This window comes from Lentzea aerocolonigenes, assembly GCF_000955955.1.
Classification (GTDB): domain Bacteria; phylum Actinomycetota; class Actinomycetes; order Mycobacteriales; family Pseudonocardiaceae; genus Lentzea; species Lentzea aerocolonigenes_A.
Map to the genome: position 1 here is coordinate 20,579 of NZ_JYJG01000402.1, position 18,914 is coordinate 39,492.

At 65.3% G+C, this 18,914-nt stretch carries 18 protein-coding genes, 1 tRNA gene and 1 pseudogene; 13 read left to right on the plus strand and 7 right to left on the minus strand.

Translation table 11 applies throughout. The features are described from left to right. The first annotated feature begins 576 nt into the window (after positions 1–576). The 7 genes from UK23_RS40505 to UK23_RS40535 all read left to right on the plus strand — a co-directional run bounded on the left by UK23_RS40505 (position 577) and on the right by UK23_RS40535 (position 5,683). Positions 577–662 (plus strand) — tRNA-Leu (locus tag UK23_RS40505). A 113-nt stretch (positions 663–775) separates the two neighbouring features. Continuing rightward, entirely contained in the window at positions 776–1,252 is a 477-nt protein-coding gene (locus UK23_RS40510) for a hypothetical protein (protein ID WP_045317103.1), read from the plus strand. After that, the gene (locus tag UK23_RS40515) at positions 1,249–2,283 is read left to right on the plus strand and encodes a tyrosine-type recombinase/integrase (RefSeq protein WP_045317104.1); all 1,035 of its coding nucleotides are present in this window, start codon (positions 1,249–1,251) and stop codon (positions 2,281–2,283) included. The genes UK23_RS40510 and UK23_RS40515 overlap by 4 nt, the downstream gene beginning before the upstream one ends. A 210-nt stretch (positions 2,284–2,493) precedes the next feature. Beyond that, positions 2,494–2,823 carry a hypothetical protein gene (locus UK23_RS40520; RefSeq protein ID WP_045317105.1) on the plus strand — a complete coding sequence of 110 codons (330 nt, stop codon included), beginning with the start codon at positions 2,494–2,496 and terminating at the stop codon, positions 2,821–2,823. A gap of 49 nt (positions 2,824–2,872) precedes the next feature. Continuing rightward, positions 2,873–3,124, plus strand: a complete 252-nt coding sequence (locus UK23_RS40525; RefSeq protein ID WP_231114900.1) for a hypothetical protein — start codon at positions 2,873–2,875, stop codon at positions 3,122–3,124. Between the two features lie 136 nt (positions 3,125–3,260). Further along, the gene (gene ligD / locus UK23_RS50870; RefSeq protein ID WP_082115380.1) at positions 3,261–5,207 is read left to right on the plus strand and encodes a DNA ligase D; all 1,947 of its coding nucleotides are present in this window, start codon (positions 3,261–3,263) and stop codon (positions 5,205–5,207) included. Positions 5,208–5,311: 104 nt separating this feature from the next. Next, on the plus strand, positions 5,312–5,683 hold the full coding sequence (locus tag UK23_RS40535; RefSeq protein ID WP_052685468.1) for an STAS domain-containing protein: 372 nt from the start codon (positions 5,312–5,314) through the stop codon (positions 5,681–5,683). Here the strand turns inward: UK23_RS40535 and UK23_RS40540 are convergent. After that, positions 5,680–6,126, minus strand: a complete 447-nt coding sequence (locus UK23_RS40540; protein ID WP_052685469.1) for an ATP-binding protein — start codon at positions 6,124–6,126, stop codon at positions 5,680–5,682. The two genes, UK23_RS40535 and UK23_RS40540, sit on opposite strands and share 4 nt — an antisense overlap. A gap of 237 nt (positions 6,127–6,363) precedes the next feature. Between UK23_RS40540 and UK23_RS40545 the strand changes: the two genes are divergently transcribed. Next, positions 6,364–7,059 carry a GAF and ANTAR domain-containing protein gene (locus UK23_RS40545; protein WP_156213741.1) on the plus strand — a complete coding sequence of 232 codons (696 nt, stop codon included), beginning with the start codon at positions 6,364–6,366 and terminating at the stop codon, positions 7,057–7,059. Positions 7,060–7,128: 69 nt separating this feature from the next. Continuing rightward, complete coding sequence (locus UK23_RS40550) at positions 7,129–7,356, plus strand: DUF2188 domain-containing protein (protein ID WP_045317107.1); 228 nt, start codon at positions 7,129–7,131, stop codon at positions 7,354–7,356. 632 nt (positions 7,357–7,988) lie between these two features. On the opposite strand, the gene UK23_RS40555 is transcribed toward UK23_RS40550, so the two are convergent. Beyond that, entirely contained in the window at positions 7,989–8,159 is a 171-nt protein-coding gene (locus UK23_RS40555; protein WP_156213742.1) for a hypothetical protein, read from the minus strand. Positions 8,160–8,693: 534 nt separating this feature from the next. Here UK23_RS40555 and UK23_RS40560 point away from each other — a divergent pair. Genes UK23_RS40560 through UK23_RS52260 form a run of 3 tightly spaced genes read left to right on the plus strand, consistent with a single transcriptional unit; the run spans position 8,694 to position 12,230 of the window. Next, the gene (locus UK23_RS40560) at positions 8,694–9,362 is read left to right on the plus strand and encodes a hypothetical protein (protein WP_045317109.1); all 669 of its coding nucleotides are present in this window, start codon (positions 8,694–8,696) and stop codon (positions 9,360–9,362) included. Then, a complete protein-coding gene (locus UK23_RS40565; protein WP_196778101.1) occupies positions 9,355–11,877 on the plus strand; it encodes a TIR domain-containing protein in 2,523 nt (840 codons plus the stop codon). The genes UK23_RS40560 and UK23_RS40565 overlap by 8 nt, the downstream gene beginning before the upstream one ends. Continuing rightward, positions 11,874–12,230: a hypothetical protein gene (locus UK23_RS52260; protein ID WP_156213743.1), complete on the plus strand. Its 357-nt coding sequence runs from the start codon at positions 11,874–11,876 to the stop codon at positions 12,228–12,230. Before UK23_RS40565 ends, UK23_RS52260 begins: the two co-directional genes overlap by 4 nt. 409 nt (positions 12,231–12,639) lie before the next feature. On the opposite strand, the gene UK23_RS40570 is transcribed toward UK23_RS52260, so the two are convergent. From UK23_RS40570 to UK23_RS55190, 4 genes and pseudogenes are all read right to left on the minus strand, one after another. Further along, complete coding sequence (locus tag UK23_RS40570) at positions 12,640–13,086, minus strand: hypothetical protein (protein WP_045317111.1); 447 nt, start codon at positions 13,084–13,086, stop codon at positions 12,640–12,642. 61 nt (positions 13,087–13,147) lie between these two features. Beyond that, positions 13,148–14,662: a NucA/NucB deoxyribonuclease domain-containing protein gene (locus tag UK23_RS40575; protein WP_156213744.1), complete on the minus strand. Its 1,515-nt coding sequence runs from the start codon at positions 14,660–14,662 to the stop codon at positions 13,148–13,150. A 380-nt stretch (positions 14,663–15,042) separates the two neighbouring features. After that, a complete protein-coding gene (locus UK23_RS52265; protein ID WP_156213745.1) occupies positions 15,043–15,792 on the minus strand; it encodes a hypothetical protein in 750 nt (249 codons plus the stop codon). Between the two features lie 359 nt (positions 15,793–16,151). Next, positions 16,152–16,616, minus strand: a pseudogene (locus UK23_RS55190) (Ig-like domain-containing protein); the annotation flags it as partial. A gap of 401 nt (positions 16,617–17,017) precedes the next feature. On the opposite strand from UK23_RS55190, the gene UK23_RS40585 reads away from it, so the two are divergent. Beyond that, positions 17,018–17,587, plus strand: a complete 570-nt coding sequence (locus tag UK23_RS40585; RefSeq protein ID WP_045317124.1) for a TetR/AcrR family transcriptional regulator — start codon at positions 17,018–17,020, stop codon at positions 17,585–17,587. Here UK23_RS40585 and UK23_RS40590 read toward each other — a convergent pair. Next, positions 17,584–18,882: a cation:proton antiporter gene (locus UK23_RS40590; RefSeq protein ID WP_052685470.1), complete on the minus strand. Its 1,299-nt coding sequence runs from the start codon at positions 18,880–18,882 to the stop codon at positions 17,584–17,586. The two genes, UK23_RS40585 and UK23_RS40590, sit on opposite strands and share 4 nt — an antisense overlap. Between the last annotated feature and the right edge of the window lie 32 nt (positions 18,883–18,914).

An 18,914-nucleotide genomic window follows, 5' to 3' on the forward strand; every position in this document is an offset into this window, starting at 1 on the left:
ACGTCTGGTTCAGCGACCCCAGTACCTGGTTCATCCAAGAAAAGCAGCGCTACAACGGCCCCCACCTACGCCAAACCACAGCCCTCCTGGCCGTTGGCCGAGTCCGAACAACTAGCCGCAATAACGGTCTTCGTGCCAACCCCGGACGCCCCAGCCCTAATAACCGCCCTGGCTCCGTGGCCACCGCCAAGATCAGCGCCGCCCCACACGACTACTCCCCAGGCCAAACCGAGATCAACATCCACAGCCCGCACGCCACCAAGGGCACAGCCGTCCAAGCCCTCCCACCCTCCTGGGCCTGACCGGCACCATCACCACATGCGGCGACCACCTGAACGACCTACCGATGTTCGCCATCGCCACCCACAAAGTGGCCCAGCCAACGCCCACCCAACCGTCCAAGCCCAAGCCACCACCATCACCGCCCCGAAGACCGAGGACGGCGTGATCCGCCACCTCCTAGCCCACCACCCCTGACCAGCTGAAACCACACGCCATCACCCCGATTTTGGCCCACAGCGACGATCATGTAATCTATGCACACACCACGGCGCGAGCCGAGGCAGAACTAAATACGTCCGGGTGGCGGAATGGCAGACGCGCTAGCTTGAGGTGCTAGTCCCCGAAAGGGGGTGGGGGTTCAAGTCCCCCCTCGGACACCAGCAGCGGGGAAGTTTCCCCGGTCTCAGCAAGACAGCCAAAGCAGGGTTCCAGACTCACGGAACCCTGCTTTTCGCGCGTTCGCACATCTCGCCCGAGTGGCGAGGTGAGGCCAATGCCTGAACCCATCATCCGAACGCTCGACCTCGCCGCGATCGCGGCTCCTCAAGTTGATCGCAGCGGCTCAGCACCCGGCCAGATCCAGCCCGGTTTCGTCGGAGATCTGGCGCGCACAGAGCAGCCCGAGTCCCCGCTGACCTTCGAGTTCGCCAAGATCGACGACCACGGGCGATTCAGCGGCAGGACGGTCCTGCGCGAGTTGCGCTGGACCGCGCACACCGAACTCGACTTCGTGCTGCGCGACCACACGGTCGTCGTCCGCGAGCGCCGAGGAACCGCAATACAGGTCACCTCGCGGGGACTGATTCAAGTTCCACTGCCGATCCGCCGGTGGATGTCCTGGGGATCCGGACATCGCCTGCTGCTCGTCTCTTCTTCCCGAGCTGGAGTTCTCGTCCTGGCCGGGGCATCAATTCTTGATGATTTCGCGCGCGAGAACTTCGGCGCGCTCTCCGAGGTGACCTCGCAATGACGATCACAGATCCCACGACCGCCCCCTCAGCGGACCGCCTCGCCGCCGCGCGACTCATGTTGTCGAGCCTCGGCATCACCGTCGAAGACCTCACGTCATCCCCGACCTCGACCAAGGATGTGCCGACGTTCAACGTCTACATCCCGATCGTCGAGGCCGCCGTCACCCCGGGAACTCTCCGGGTCTACGGCTCGTACTGGAAGCGCATCAAGGAGCGCTGGGGCGAACGCCGCCTCGACGAACCCACGGCCACCGAGATCGCCGGCCTCGTCGAGCACACTAAGCAGAACCGTGTCCAACGCAGAAACGGCCGCGGTGGCAATTGCGCGGGCGAGCACATGGTGGCGGCGTTCCGCTGCCTCTACAAGTTCGCCGTCATCGACGAACACATCCCCGCCTCGATGAACCCGGCGGCCAAGGTCCCCAAGCCGCGGCGACTACCGTCCAACCGCCGAGGCCTGCCCGCTAAGCAGATCAACGAGCTCGTGGACGTGGCCAACTCGACCGGCAACGACCCCGCGCTCGATGCGTTGATCGTGCGGTTCCACCTCGAAACCGCCGCCCGACGAGCAGCCGCGCTCAAGCTCCGGCTCCGCGACATCGACGAAGAGCAATGTCTGCTGCTTCTGCAGGAGAAGGGCGGCGTGTTCCGCTGGCAACCAGCCTCGCCAACGCTCGTCGCGCATCTTCTCGATCACGCGAAGCGGCGCGGCTGCCTCGAGCCGGACAGCCGCGTCCTGCGCAACCTCAACGGCAAGCCGATTACCACACGGCGATACGACGGACTCTGGGAACGGTGCCGCAAGCACATTCCGTGGGCCGATCGACAGCAGGTCGCCACGCACTGGCTGCGCTACACGACGCTCACGTTCGTCGAACGCAGGTTCGGCCTTGCCGTCGCGCAGGCCTACGCCGGCCACGAAACCAAGAACGACGCCCTCACCACCACGACATACGTAAGAGCCGGCATCAACGAGGTTGCCACCGCACTTGCAGCTCTCACCGGCGAGCCCCATCCACTGGCGACGTGATCGCTTCCGTCCACAACTCCATGGACACATCTGCCTGGTGCCATCTCTGAGCCAGCGATCGCGAGGCCCCGGATCCCGCTCCGGGGCCTCGCCCAGTCAGGACCGTTCTCGAGTCCACAAAGGTCACCCCTAACACTTACGAGCTAAGCGCCGAGTGCCACACGCGTCGACTCGAACAAATGTGCGACGCCGGTGATAGGTTGCCGGGTCATGGACCGGCAACTTCTCGAACCGTCCCAAATGGACGGAAAGCTCATGTACAGGTACGACACGACCGGTCACAAGGTGGCCCTTCTGCCGGCGAGGTGCAAGCTCGGCCGGCACACCCTCGGCCATTCCCAGTTCCGCGCAGTCGTGGAAAACGGTGAGGCCCGCGTCAGCTGCTTGGCTTGCGCCAACGACGGCGCTGATCACTTCTGGCGGTTGACCACCACCGCCCCCGCGGCCGATCGAGCCGAACTGTCCGAGGAGCTTTACTTCGACCTCGTTCTCCGTCGCTCGCAGGCACCGTTGTCCGCTCGGGGCGGCGGCGATGCTTAACAGTCCGTACACGATCTGGGAAGGCGACGATGTTCACGGCAGGAGACCAGTGCTCACCGGAGTCTCCGTCAGCCTGAACCGCCTGTTCTCCCGCGGACCGGCTGCCCGGCGCCACATCATTCCGACAGGCCTCGATCTGTCCAGCCCAACCAACGGTCAGCTGCACGGACGTTTTCCCGGCGTCGAGGGCAACTGGCTAGGCGTGGTCAACTACTCGATCAGCTACGCCGACAGCCACCTCAAGCCGCTGCAGGTATTTGATCAGCTGGTTCCGTTCTGGGCCCTGCGACTGCGCCAGTAAGCCGCCTTGAAGTGCGCTGACGCGCGAAGTTAGGCCGTTCGGGTTACCTTCAGATTCCTGGTGACAGGGCAACACGCCAGGAGCGGAGGTCGCCGTGCACGCCGCACACGACTCCGTTCCAGGCTGGGTCGAGCCCATGCTCGCCAAGCCCGACGGCGGTCGCCTGCGCGAGGGTCCACAGTGGGTGTACGAGTACAAGTTGGACGGCTACCGGGTCGCGATGCGGATCGCGCCGGATGGCACCACCGTGCTGACCAGCCGCAACGGCCTTGACCTCACCGCCGAGTTCACCGAGCTGACCGGGGTACTCACCACGGCACTGCGAGGGCGTGCCGCGGTGCTCGACGGTGAGGTCGTGGTTTACAACGAGGCTGGGCAGATCGATTTCGGTCTGCTGCAGCAGCGGCGTGGTCGTTTCCAGAAGCACCGCACCGCCCGCCGGGCCGAGCCGTTCGCCGACATGCCGGTCCGGTTTCTAGCTTTCGACCTCCTGCAGCTCGGTGAGCAGGTCCTGCTGAACGAGCCTTACGAGCAACGGCGGCGCCGGCTCACCGAGCTTCCCATGCCCGATCCCTTCCGGGTCGCCGTGGTGCCGTCGTTCACCGCGGCCGAACTCGCCGCCGAACGCCTCACGCCACGACGACTGCTAGAGCGCGTCGCCGCGGAAGGGCATGAAGGACTCGTGGCCAAGCGGCTCGACTCGCCGTACATCCCGGGCAAGCGGCCGGACTTCTGGTGCAAGCATCCGCTCACCCAGACCCAGGAGGTCGTCGTCTGCGGATGGCGACCCGGCCAGAGCGGCTTCACCGGCACGGTCGGCGGGCTCCTACTCGGCGCGCACGACCCTGAGACGGGCGAGCTGTTGTACATCGGCGACGTCGGCACCGGCTTCACCAGGCAGGACCGCGATCAGCTGCGCGACCAGCTGCAACCGTTGGAACGAGCCAGGCACCCGTTCGCGACCACTCCCCCGCGTGAGGACGTCGTGCGCGCCCGGTGGGTCGAACCGGTGCTGGTGGGCGAGGTCCGGTTCCGGCAGTTCACCCGCGGCGACGACGGCCGACTGCGGCACACCGCGTGGCGTGGTCTTCGCCGTGACCGCGACCCCGGCGAGGTGACCGCGCCACAACCAGGCAGGCCCGCTCCCCCTGTCGCCGCCGAACCCGAGACCGGCAGCCGGGTGACGGTGAAGGCGGGCAGCCGCACCCTGCGTCTGTCCAACCTGGACAAACCGCTGTACCCGGACGGCACCACGAAGGGCGAGATCATCGCCTACTACAGCCGGATCGCGCCCATCCTGCTGCCGCACCTGCGTGACAGGCCCGTCACGTTCGTGCGCTTCCCGAACGGCGTGCACGGGCAGAAGTTCTTCCAGAAGAACGCCGATGCGAGTGCTCCGGAGTGGTTGCCGACAGTGGAGTTGCGGGGCGGTGGTTCACGGCGTGGGGCCGATGCCGATGAGATCGTCCGCTACCCGCTGATCCACGAGCTCGCCGGGCTCGTGTGGGCGGCCAACCTCGCCGCGCTCGAACTGCACGTTCCTCAATGGACGGTGACCAGGAGCGCGCGGAACTCCCCGGACCGCCTGGTGTTTGACCTCGATCCCGGGCCGGACACCACGATCGTGCACTGCTGCAGGGTGGCCGAGCGCTTGTACGACGTGCTCGCAGCGGACGGGCTGCTGCCGGTGGCGACGACATCGGGTTCGAAGGGATTGCAGGTGTACGCGGGCATCGAGACCACGAGCTCTCAGGCGCCCTCGAACTATGCGAAGACGATCGCGGTGGCCTTCGAACGGGACACGCCCCGGGAGGTCACGGCCACCATGGCGAAAGCGCGCCGCGAGGGCAAGGTGTTCATCGACTGGAGCCAGAACAACCCCGCCAAAACCACCATCGCGCCCTACTCGCTGCGTGGCCGCGACGAGCCGACCGTGGCGACTCCGGTCACCTGGGACGAGGTACGCAGCTGCCGGAGACCGGAGCAGTTGACGTTCACCGCGGACGAGGTTCTCGAACGAATGCCGGAGATCGGTGACCTGTTCGCCCAGGTCGAACAGGACAAAGCACCGTTGCCGGACTGATGCCGGGCGCACCCGCTCGCGTGAGTCGTAGCGTTCAGCCGACTTTCGCCGATCATGCCGGAAAGGGGCACCTTCAGCGGTGTGGGTGGAAGGAGTGACCGACGGTGACGGACGAGCCGGAAAGCCCGCAGCTTGCGCACGCGAAGGTCTCCGCCGAGAACGGCGTCGTGGTGGTCACGCTGACCGGCGAGATCGACATGGTCAACGCCGGCGAGGTGCGTTCCGCCCTGCAGGCACGGCTCGACGAACGACCTGACGCGCTCGTGGTCGACCTCGCGCTGGAGTTTCTCGGCTCAGCAGGCCTGATGATGCTCATGGAGATCCAGCGCGCCGCAAAGGAGGAGGGAGTGGCGTTCGGTGTCGTGGCTACCAGTCGCCCCGCCTCGCGCCCACTGGAGCTCAGCGGGCTGAGCGCTGCGTTGCCGTTGTTCGACTCCGCGCCTGAGGCGGTCAAGTCGTTGCGGAAGAGCGACTAGTTGCGCTCGTCAGGACCGCACGATCCGCAGGTGTGCTGACCGTCAGGGCAACGCACCGAGGCGAACACGGTCTTGCCTCCGTCCGGCAAAGGCCGGATGCCCCAAGCGCGGGCAAGGCTGTCGACGACCACGATGCCGCGACCCCGCTCGCTGCCCAGCCGTGATCGCCCGTACACCGGTTGTGCCGAGGATCGGTCGTCGACTTCGATCGTGACCTCGCATCGTGCGTTGTGCTGCAGGATGCGGAGCCGACCGGTCCCTGGTGTGTGGTCCAGGACGTTGCTGACCAGCTCGGTGACGATGAGCAGCACGTCGTAGCGGTGGTCCTCACCGAGATCGCGCAAGGAGCTGGCGATGTGGCCGCGCAGCGCCGACAGCGCGATGGCCGGCTCGACCGTCACGTCGAGCACCACGGAGGTCGGGCCTTCGTCGACGGTCTTCACGGGCTCCTCCGCCTGGGGTTGCACGGATTCGCGGCACGTGCGGGCGGCACGCTACCTGTACAGCGCACCCGGAGACGGATAGATCGAGTTAAACCTGCCTTTGGAGCAACCGGCCCGCTCCACACGACGGCGGCCAATCGAGCTTCGCGGTGCTCTGCGCGCGACACCGATGGTTTGACTCACCATTCCGGCTGGGTATGGAGCATCGACTGCGCCGGACTTGGTGATGGAGGCATCATGAGCGCGAACGACGACGCCGGTTCCAGACGACTCGCCGAGATACTCGGGGGCGTTGCCCGGACACTCCAAGCGGAACCGGACGTGGTGACCACGCTCCGCGCGATCGTCAAGGCCGCCGTCGACTACGTTCCCGGCGCCGAACACGCCGGCATCTCCCTGGTCGAACGCGGCAAGATCCGCACGGTCGCACCGACGAGCGGCATCGTCGAGACCATCGACCAGCTGCAGTACGACCTGCGCGAAGGTCCGTGTCACGACGCGATCGCCGAGCACCAGACCTACCGCACCGGCAACGTCGGAGACGAGCCCCGGTGGCCCGCCTTCGGTCCTGCCGCGGCCAGCGTAAGCATCCACTCGCTGCTGTCGTACCGGTTGTTCGTGACCGATCGCACCCTCGGCGCGCTCAACCTCTATTCGAGCCGTGCCAACGCTTTCGACGAACAGACCGAAGAGGACGGTCGCCTCTTCGCCACACATGCCGCCATCGCGTTGATCGGCGCGCAGCGGGAAGCGCAGTTCGGCTTCGCGATCGAGAACCGCGACATCATCTCCACGGCCAAAGGCATTCTGATGGAACGCCACGACCTCGACGCCGCATTCGCCTTCCGGATGCTGGTGGAAGCCTCCCAGTCGACCAACGTCAAGCTGCACCAAGCCGCAGCGTGGCTCGTGGAGAACCGCCACACCCGTTAGCCGGGTTCACGTGTCGAAGATCTTGTTGGTGGGCATCCATGTCACGACCAGACGAACGAGGAGGCCGGGATGCAGGGCGATGTCGAGACCTACCACGAGAGCGGAACCTGGAAGAACAAGGTCGAAGGCAACTCGCAGGCCTCCAGCACGCACGACACCAAGGCCGAGGCGATCGCCAGGGGCCGCGAGATGGCGATCGAACGCGGAGTCGAGCATGTCATCCGCAACATGGACGGCACGATCAGCGAGAAGAACACCTACCCACGAAGCAGCGACCCGCGCAACATCCCCGGCTGAGTGTGCGTCAGGCGGGACAAGCGCTCAGGCGATGGCCTCCAAGCGAACGGGGAGGCCATCAGGCACGGCAGGTTGCGGTGAGTGGAGCCGGGGCGTCGACCACGCACACCGCCGGGGACAACCACACGGCAGTCAGGACGGGCGGCACGCCCTACCCGTCCCGTACTTTCATCGTCGTCCTGGCCGCGAAACCTGGCGAGAGCCGAACGTCCCCGCAACGAGAGTCCAGATGGCACAGCAGTCGTCGCACAACACTGACGAATCACGAGCCGGTCAGCGACGACGCGAGCCAGCCTGTGGCCGGTGCCTATCGAGCTCGGCGGGGTTCACGCCTGGTAGCGCTGCCCATCCCTCTGTGAGAAGGCGGTGTGCGGCATCGCGCCGCCGCCGGTTCAACGTCCCATGCACAAGAGCAAGCCGCTCCAGCGCCATGGCGCATCCGACGCAGGTCCCCGCGAAGACGATCGGCCAAGCAACGTTCTCCACGGCCGCGAGCACACCGTGGACCACCGCGACGATCGAGAACACAACCGCGAGCCAGCGAATCTCCGCCCGAGATGCACACCCGAACTCTCCGACCTGATGCCCCATACCGGGCCGATCGTGACGGCATCTCACATCTTTACGCCCGCTCAGGCGGAATGCCCTGCGGCATCGAGCGAGAACTCCGCGCAGACGGTCTTGCGGTTGGCAGCGGTGAGCACGCCCCACCGTCTCGCGACCTGCTCGACCAGCACAAGGCCCCGCCCGCGAAATGAACCCGCCGACGAGCTTCCCAACGCAGGCAGAGTCCGCGAGCTCACGTCGTCGACCTCGGTGCCACGGTCGACATCCGACTTTCCCACACAGCAGCGACAGCGCCCGCGATCGGCACCGATGCCATGGCGCTGCAGTCGGAACTCGTACCCCTGCACGCGGCACAAGCGACTGCGGGATAATCTCACCGGCGACGAACAGGCGCTGCTCTCACCGCTCAGCGCCTGACCCCGGTCACCGCACAACGGGTCCGTCCCACCTGCTGGCTTGCTACGCGTCCGCTTCCCTCATGGTGATCCGTAAACCTGGGTGCGGCAGCGGTGCTTTGCCACACGGCTGAGACGCGGCATAGGCGGTCCTGCACCATGCTCCCACCGGCCTTCGATGAGCAGGACGACCGCGCGCAGTGCGTGCAGCCTGACCGCCCTGGCGCACCCGTCGCCGCATTGGTGCACGATCGAAGATCAACTTCAGGCAGGGTCATTCGACCCAACCCGGACTAGAGCTGCTCCAGACGAATGAAGCCAGACCGAACCCACGAGGGTCCCGAATCTCCGGGCTAGGCTCGCCCGAATAGCGCGGTGATCGGGGGCACACGCATGGTCCGGATAACCCGCAAATGGGCCGTTGGCGCCGCATTACTGCTGGCCACGAGCGTCGGCGTCTACGCGTTGCTGGTTGACACCGGAATCGATGGGCCCGACGAGATCGCCGCCGCGCTTCCGACTGTGGACGACATGCCGGGGTACCGAGCCCATCGCGGCGCTGGCGATGTGCTCAGCGACCCAGGCACTGGAGACGACGGACAAGCTGTACTGACCGGCAAACCACTGGGGAATCTGTGCTTCAGCTATCAAAACCAAAATGACGGTTGGGCTTGTGAGGGTCTTCTGGGTTTGGGCGTCGTCGGCTTCGTGAACGACTCGCTGGCTCGCGTGGGCTCCTTCGTGTTGGCATACCAGGACGAGGCGTCGGCAACGAAAGCCTGGAGCGCCATGGTCCGCGCCACTCGGGCGGAGCATGAGCATGCCGAAGTGCGCGATCAGCCCCATGCCGGAGACGAGAGCCGGTCGTTCGTGCTGAGCACGGGCACGATCACCGTGATGCGATTCGGATCGGTGGTCGCCCAAGCCGTGTCGTTGAGCGAATATGGTTTCGAGGACCGTGTCGTCCCGCCCAGCGCTGCGAAAGACCCCATCGAGCAGTGGGTTCGGGTGCTGGCGGAGAAGATCGAGGATGCCGGTGGCTGAACAGGCCCAGTACGACGCGTTCATCTCCTACTCCCACACGTTGGACGGCCAGATCGGGCCGTCTCTGCGCGACGGCCTGCACCGGTTCGCCCGGCCCTGGCATCGTCTGCGTGCATTGCGTGTGTTCTGCGATCGGCGCAGCATGTCCGCGAACGAAGGACTCTGGGCATCCATCGAGTCTGCGTTGCGCCGCTCCCGTTGTTTCATCCTGCTGGCGTCCCCCGAGTCAGCCGCCTCCGAATGGGTACGGAGAGAAGTCGCGTACTGGCAGGGTCTTGAACCGAGACGGCCGATTCTCATCGCTGTCACCGGTGGCGAGATCGTGTGGGACGCGCAGACCGTTGACTTCGACTCAGAGCTCACCACCGCGCTGCCGGAGAACCTGCGGGGCTGGTTCAGCGAGGAGCCGCTGTGGGTGGACCTCACCAAGACGCGGCAGGACCTCTCTCCGCGCGACCCCGACTTTCTCGACGCCATCGCGACGTTGTCCGCAGCCGTCCGCGGCGTGGACAAGGATGAGCTGATCGGCGAGGACCATCGGCAGCACCGGAAGGCGCGGCGCTTCCGGCGGCTGGCGTTCGCCGCGCTGTCGGTGCTGACCGTGGTGGCGTTGGCCGCCGCGACGACCGCGCTCGTGCAGCGGTCGCAGGCAATCGACCAACGTGACACCGCGCTCGCCAACCAGCTGGTAGCGGAGGCGGGCAATGTGCAGGACAGTCAGCCTGGACTGGCTCGCCAGCTCATCGCGGCGGCACATCACCTCAAGCGGACACCACAGGTCGAGTCGGCGCTGGCAGCCGGCGGGTTGATCCCCCAGGAGATCCATGTGGATGCCAGCGCTCTCGCCTACAGCGCGGACGGTGAGATCCTGGCCGTGGCGAGGAGCGGAAGACCCGAGGCTCCCGGTTTCCCAGCGGTGACAGGCCATGTTTGGCTGTACGACACCGACGACCTCACCGTGTTGTCTGATTGGTCCACAGACTCCACGGCGCCGATCGCCACCGCTGCGATCAGCCCGGCAGCACCGCTGCTGGCCGTCGGTCAGGCGGGCGACATCGTTCTCTGGGACATCACCAACACCAGACAACCGGTGAAACGCGCCCTCCTTTCCGGTCATCGCGACGACGTCAAGGCCGTCGAGTTCAGTCCCGACGGACTCCTGCTCGCTAGCGGAGGCCGTGACGGCGCACTGCGGCTGTGGAACGTTTCCGACGCCAGCACACTGGCGGAGGTCGAGGTCGAACAGGCTGGCGCGGCGGCGTTCTCGATGCGCTTTCACGCGAACGGAACGCGGCTCGCGGTACTGAGCACGCCCCTGCGGCACCTCTCGGCTGAAGCGACGAAAGCCGCCACGGACGCAGCTTCACGGACGCTCGCGACCGGAATGCCGCTGCGAACATGGGACGTCTCCAATCCGCGAGCCCCACAACGCACAAGCGACATCGAAGAGAAGATCGACTTCTTCGACCTCGCCGGTGAGCGCCTGGTCACCGCAGCGCGACGAGACGTGCGATTGGGAACGATCACCACCGGCACGAACACATCGCTGCCGTCAGGCCGGGCAACAGGCTCCATCACGGCGCTCGCACACAGCGCCGGAGGCCAGGTAGCCGCGGTTGGCGACGACGGGTACGTTCGGCTGTGGGATCCAGCTCCCTCGCTAGAGCTCGTCGACGAACTACCGATTCCACCAACGGATGCCGAAAACGTCGGCGCGTTCACATTCAGCCCCAGCGGATCACGCCTTGCAATGGCTGCCCCGGGCGGCAACGCAGGTCAACGCGCCACCGGGATCGCAGGTGGCACAGTACGCATCTGGCATCTGGCCGACAGCCGGGAACGCCGTGCGTTCGCCGCGATCACAGCCCACACCAGCGAGGTGTCGGAACTCGTTGCCAGTCCAGATCGCCACACTCTCGTCAGCGTCGGAGGTGACGGGCTGAAACTCTGGGACATCTCGAATCCCCACGCGCCCCGGTCGCTGGCAAACCTGCCGGAAGCGAAGAGTGCGGCCGCGGTGGCGTTCAGCCCCAACGGCAAGTCGCTTGCCATCACCTCGACAGGCACCGTGCGGCTGCTAGACCTTCAGGACCCCAGTAGCCCCAGACATCTTGCCGTGTGGCAGATCCCGGACACGCGAGGTGCCTGCCGCGGCCGTGATCTGCCGTGCGCGATCGAGCCCGTCGCCCTTGCCTTCAGTTCAGACGGGCGACTACTCGCGGTCGGTGACATCACGGCTCAGATCTCCATTTACGACGTCACCAGTTCTGTGGCGCGGCAACCCGTTGGCACCATTCATGCGAATGCGTGGTCGCTGGCGTTCGTCCCGAACAAGCCAGTACTCGCGGCGACCGGGCTGTCGAGACAGGTCGAACTCTGGGACGTCACGCACCCCGCTGCACCGGAGAAGCGCGCAGTCACCGGCGGCCACACTTACCAGATCCCCGACTTCTCCTTCAGCCCAGACGGTTCACTGTTCGCCACTGCCAGCCGGGACGGCACCGTGCGGCTGTGACCACGGAGCGGGATCGGGAACGGGTCGTGAATTCGCCGGCGTTCCTCCTCGCGCCGCCACTTCGCCCGCAGCACCATCGCCAACGACTCGAGGACCTTGTCAAGATCAGCCGGGAAACGCTCGCCGACATTGACCGGCTCCTGCCGCAACCGGCGCACCTCGCCGTGCAGAAGGACAATGACGAGCACAAGGAGCACGACCCACGCCATGAACTCCCAACCATCTGGAATCTGCACCGTGTTCGTGGCGATGTTGCCCGCCAGCGCGACCGCGACGGCCAGCAGTGCTGCCCTGAGAGCCGGAGACTTCAGCTCTACGCCTTCCGTAGTGGGTTTACTTGGCCAGCAACGTGATCGTCACTCTTCACGGGAGCGTTACTGCGGCCGACGTGTCGCGTTATGTGCAGGCGCGGGTCTGGCCTGTGGGGTGCCAACACGCCCAGCAACCTGACATGCGTATCAGGCTGCGACGGGTTCGTGCCCGATGATCAAGCCGTCGACGGCTGGCCGACGACGCAGGAACTCGCGGCCTGGCTCCACGATCCGCGTGATCGAATCCCGGTGACGCACGGTGACACCGGGACGTGATCGATGACGGCTGAAGTCAAGAATCAAAGGAAATCAGCCGTCTATCGAAACTCATGCGGACGTGCGAGCCGAATGCGCGCGCCCCATCGTTCACCCGGCCAGCGAGCATCAAGGTTATCGATGTCGTGGAGGATGGCACGTGGACCGACAGCAGGCCACGCCCTGCGCCTGTCGTTCAACCAGACAGCGGCCAAACGAACAGTCGCCACTCTTCGTTCTGCCGGTCTTCCTCGTCGACCGCTGAGCCCAGCCGGATTGCCCGAATCCCATAGCCTGGCGCCGAAGGCAGTTCGACCGTGACGTCGCTGGTCGACCCGGTGAGACTCGCCAGGATCACCCGGCCGGAATCCGCGGTGAAGCGGCCTTCGAATCGCGCGAGGTCGTCCACCAGATCGTCGGCTGCCGGTTGTCCTGACCACAGTTGCAGCTCGATGTACGCAGCGATCGACTGGTCGGAGGCGTGGAACACCGCTCCTCCACGACCCGCGCACCCCACCCAACCCGCGTTGGCGGGGCGCTCGATGTCGGACACGCTGTCGTCGCCGAAGTAATCGAATAGAACGTACTGCGAAAACTCGACAGGAATCCTGGCCTTCACCGTCTTGATGATGTTCGCAGTCAAGTTCGACTCCTCAGCTGACGGTCGTGGTGCGGCAAGACCATTGCCGCACCACAACACGGTATCAGTCGTGAATCCACACGTAGAACGGGTCTTCTTCACCGAGGTGGTCATTGGCCATGAACTGGCCGAGCAAGTCGCCCGCCTTCTGATTCTGGCGGCTCAGCACCGGACGGACGGCGTAGCTGCGATCGTTGTTGTCATTGATGGTGAACTGCACGCCCTGATAGGTCGTCCTGAACGGGTATTCGTCGCAGTCGTTGGTCGCCTCAGGGTCGTTGGGGTCGTTGCGGTCCTTGTAATTGGGGGTGAAGTACTTCTTGCAGGCCTCGATCGCCGCGGCGCCGTTGTTGTCGCGGCCGATCTGGTCGTGGTACAGCCGGTGGAGGGGATGCGCCGTACCGAACTTGCCGGGAATCCACGCGTTCGGCTTGTCTACCGTGCCCGGCTTCGTGCTGCTCACGTTGTCGATCGCATCGCGGATCAACTGCGCTGACTCCGCAACGCGGTCGTCTGACACACTCAGCTGGAACACGCCGGCCTGCTCGTGGAACACACAGTCGCTGCCCCGCACGTAGTTCGGCGACACCGCGGTCCGACCCTGGTCGCATCGCTGCGGAACAGACGGGGCGTCGTAGAACGTCTTCGCCGGCGGCGGACTGTCAGGAAGGTAGACATAAGGATCGATCTCGTAGAGCTGACGCTGCTCGATCCCGTGCGGCGACGGATCCTCCGGAATGGTCATCCCGTCGGTCGGGTATTGGATCGTCTGCGTGCGCTCGGGGTTGTTCTTCCACTGGTCGGGCGTGCCGTAGTGCGTCACCGAGTCAGGCAGGCAGTCCTTGCCACGCGGGGCCGTCTCCCAGCACCCGGCCCCGAAGACCCACTTCTTGTCCGTCGGGTATTCGCCGATCTTGTTCCAGTCCCACAGCCGCAAGCTCACCTCGGAACTGCGGCTGTTCTCGTTCATGCTCACCATCGCCACCGCGTCCACGGTCATCGCCCCGGTCAGGAACGGACGGCCGTTGCGCACCTCGTAGTGCTCGGAAAGCAACGTGATGCCGTGACATGCGTTGAAGCGGTTCTTGAACCAGTACGGGGGTGGCGTGTCGTCCTTCGGGTAGTTGCGGAAGAAGTTCCGGCACTCCTCGGCGTTCACGCGGTCCCGGACTGGCCGAAACTCCTCATCCGCGATCCTCAGGGCACCGGACGGTTGTCTCGGTGCGAAGGAGTACTTGCCGGGACGCGCGAGCTCGGCCAACTCGGCAGCGGTCCGGTCGCGGCGCTTCGGCCTGTCCCCCTTCTCCGCGGCGACACCGATCGCATCGACCGGGACCACTCGGCCCAGGTTGCGAGTCAGCTCAGCGACGTCGGCCCTGCCGATCGGCACAGCCCGGACCGTCTCGAACTTCATGCCTTCGTACAGTGCCCCCGCGCCCGAAGCCTGCCCCTGGCTCGCAACCATCACGAAAGCGCAAACCACCGCTGTGGAGAGATGACTGGTTCTCAAAATTCGCACGATTCCCCTATCGAAAAGTTCTGGGGAACCTGACCAGCAGGCGACAATAGAAGTCGCCAAATCACAGCGCGAACTGCGCCGTCAATCGGATTCAAGTCCCCCAGCGCTGATCCCCATCAGCAGGTATCGACCCTATATGAAACAGCAAAGGCACGTCACCCATCAGAGCTCACTTCACCCGGACAGCCCAAGCAAAATTCTCAACTGCTACTCACCGCGCACATCGCCGTATCAGGGAATCCAAATAGTGCGGCCCAGGTCACATTGACTGCGCTCGTGTGCAGACGAGGTGGCGCACTCCAGTGAAATGCGGCAGGATAACGAATGAAGACACAGGAGGCGATGTGAATTTGATGCGAGCGACCAAACGTCGCCATGCGCTCATCGCTACCTGCGCAGCCGTCGTTCTGATCGCAGGAGGGCTGTCGTGGTGGGCCCTCTCACGCCACCAGCCCGACGCCAGAGTCGACCGTGGAGGTGCCTCGGTCTCCTGTGTGAAGACCGTTCCTCCTGACAGCGCCTACTGTGAGCGCGTTGCCGAGAACGTTCTTCGTCGCCACACGCCTCCCCCTGACCAACGTGCGGCGGCAGAACAGGCTCATCAGGACATTCGGCGCGCGATCTCCAGAGGCTCCAGTTGCGTGCCGACGGCAACCGCGCCCTGCACTCGCTCGACGACCAAGCATCCCCCGACCAGCACGGAAGCGGAGGCGACGCACCAGAGCCTGATCCGGGAGGGCTTCCCCGACAGCGCGGTCAGGATTGCCCGCTCCGACGACCCAGCTCCTGCCGGAAGCCTGCTCTACGCCGTACAGGTCGGCGCAGAGACCTGCATCGTCGGCCACGTCATCGAACTGCCAGGCGGAGGCGGCGGTGGGTTCATCGGTGGCTTGCTTCCCGGCGGGCGCTGCCTCGACGACTGATCGGCTGCCTGCGCGGCAGCCATACTCGTCATTCCTCAGTAGACGGTCGGCTCCGACGGCGCCCGAAACCTGCCTGACCGCCTCGTGTTCGATTTCGCTCCCGGTTGCGACACGGCGATCGTTGACTGCTGCCGAGTGGCTGGACGGCTGCGGGACGCTCGCCTGTTCGACCCGCAGCTTGTTGTCGAAGGAGTGCTGGGAGATGGCGTGGCCGAGCAGCGTGGCCGCCTCGTCGGTCTGGTCATGCTCGTCGAGCAGCTGCGCCATCAGGACGACGTCGTAGCGCTCTTACCCGCGAGCCGCCTCCACATCCGCCCAGGCAACGGCGAGGTTACCGAAGGTGAAGCGCGTTGGTCCTCACCCGGCGTGGGCGAACGGATCGGCCGGGTCAGCTCTTCCGCCTCGATGGTGCGGAACCTGTGCGCCCGGACCCCTGGAACGCTTCCTCGAACTTTCCATCGTTCAACCATGAACGGACTGACGGCAGATGGGTCATGCATAAGAGGTGTGCCAGTGCGGACCGCAAGGTGCAGCCTTTCCGACTGTTCCCGGACGAGCCCCGAACAGGCGTTGACGTGGAGAGCTCGGAAAGGAGGTGAGCCGTGGACGCTGCCCGGCCGCGGCGGTCAACGACGTCTCCACAACGCCGCCGTGCGCGGTAGTCCACGCGGGCAGCGTCCACAGCGGCGTTCACCTGGACAACCGCTGGCGGGCGGGCACACCTCGCCAGCTGCCGTCCCCCACCCGCTCACTTCACCGGCAGGCAACTGGAGGTCGAGCCGATCACCCGTGCCCCCAAAGAGCTCCGGCGGAACGGACTCCCGGTCATCACCGTCCTGGGAGGCATCGGCAAGACAGCGCTGGCGTTGCACGTGTTGCACGCTATGAGTGAGCACTTTCCCGACGGCTTGTTGCACGCGGACATGTCCACGCACGAACGAGTCCGTGCCCGAGAAACCAGCTTGAGTCGTGTACGTGAGGTCGGGCGTCGTGCCGGAAGGCGTTCCGTGCGCCGGATTGGTGAGCACGGCGAAGGCGAGCTGATCGCCGTCGGCATCCGCATCCAGGAGCTTCAGCGGAGTCGCGATTCCGCTGGTGGCCGAGAAGACTGAGAGGTCGCTACCGGCGGGTTGTTAGCAGCTACCGGTGTGACCGTGAACTTCAACGTGACCGGATCAGAGCTGAGCACGTCGTTCGTCGAAGGACCAGTTGAGTGCACGGATGTCAGAGGGACATGAACGTGTCCCGTTCGTAGCGCGAAAGGGCGCGCAAGAACTCGGCCGACCGGACTGCGAGCCTCGCTACGAACCTGGTCAGTGCGTTCCCCCGGCGACCGTAGGCCGAGGTCCAAAGTGCTGGGATCATGTTGTCGAGGGTCCGCCCGGACCAGTGCGCGGCAGCGGATCGTGGATGATCCTGGACGAGAGTTGCGCAGCTACCGCGCAAGAGCTAACTTGGAACGGTTGGTTCAAGTTAGCTTGGGGTGGCGACGATGCCAGACGTGAAGCACTTCGACCCCGACACCGTACTCGACTCGGTGATGGGATTGTTCTGGCGGCAAGGTGCTGCGTCGACCGGCATTCAGGACATCGTCACGGCCACCGGTGTGAACCGGTCCAGTTTGTACTCGACGTTCGGCGGCAAGCACGAGCTCTATCTCGCTGCGCTGCATCGATACGTCGACCATCGATCGCAGCCGGTCTTCGCCCAGCTCGCCGACGACTCGCGGGGGCTTCCCGCGATCGCGGACTTCTTCGCTCGCCTCATCAAGACGCGATGCTCCGGAGAGCACGCACGATGGGGCTGCATGGTTGCGAACGCGCATGCGAACGGCGAGAACGACGACCCCGACATCAACGTGGTGCTGCAGCAACATCACGATCAGCTGAGCAAGGCCTTGCAGGTGGCCCTCGAACGTGAACCCGGACTGCGCATCAAACCCCATGAGGCGGCGGACATGCTCGCCATGCTCGCGTATGGGGTGAACCTGCGTTCCCGGGCCGGAGCCAGCGAAAAAGCGCTGAACGCGACCGTGGCGGCCGCGCTCAGCGCTCTCGTCTAGGCGGGAACTTTCTCCCTCTCGGGCGGCAGGAAGGCCATCTCCCTCTCAATGCGGTCGGGCAGGGCCCACCGGTAGAGAGGCACCGCCGCGGCAGTGGTGATCACCGCGACCAGCACGAGCATGGAGAACACCTCCTGGGTGATCATCTTCTGCGCCAGGCCGATGTTGATGAAGATCAGGATCATCAGTCCGCGTGCGTTCATCAGACCGCCGACAGCGAACGACTCGCGCCACCCGAATCCGACGCCGCGCATGGACAGCGCACAGCCGAAGTACTTGCCGGCGAACCCGGCGACCAGGATCAGCGCGAACGGGATCAGCATCGCCGCGCTGGCCAGACCGTTCAGCTGCGTGTTGAGGCCCGACAGCGCGAAGAAGATCGGCAGCAGCAGAACGCACACCACGTCCATCATCTTGCCGTGCAGGGCTTCGCGGAACGCCTTGTTGCGCGGCATTGCCAGGCCGGCGATGAAGCCGCCGAACACCGAGTAGATGCCGATGTAGTCGGTGCAGAACCCGGCGAGCAGCACCACGCCGACGACGATGTACATCTGGTCGAAGCCGAACTTGCCAGTGCGCTCCACCTGATCGCCGAGCGGGCGCAGCAACCGTCGCACACCGAACAGCATGACGATCACGAATCCTGCCGACAGGCCGATCGTCACCATGGCGCTGCCGATGCCCGCGTTGGCGTGCAGAGCGGACAGCACGGCGAGGAAGCACCACGCCGCGGCATCGTCGATAGATGCCGCCAACAGGGTGAGCTTGCCGATCCTGGTGTTCTGCAGGCCCCGTTCGTACAGGATCCGGGCCAGCATCGGGAACGCTGTGATCGACAGCGCGCCACCGACGAACAGGGCGAACTGGAAGACACCGACGTTCGGCAGGGACAGCTTGTCGTGCAGCAGAACTCCAACACCGGCGCCGAGCAGCAATGACGGGAGGATTCCGGAAACGGCGAGCGCGGCGGCCTTCCCGCTCTCCCCCTTCTCCTTCGACCCGTGGTCGAGTCCGGCGCCGACGAGGAACATGAACACGGTCAGGCCGATCGTGCTCAGTACGTACAGGATCGGCTTGACGTCCGCGGGGAACAAGGCTTGCTGCACGCCGGGGAACCAGGCTCCGAGGAAGGTGGGACCGAGCAGAACGCCCGCCACCATCTCACCGAGCACCCTGGGCTGCCCGATTTTGAGCGCCAGCCTTCCGCACGCCCACGATGCCGCCAGGATAGCGACGATGGCGGGCAGGACCTTCAAAACCAGCAACAGATTTGGATCGGTGTGTTCGAGCACCACTTCCCCCTAGTGTCCTGAGTCGTTAGTTCTTG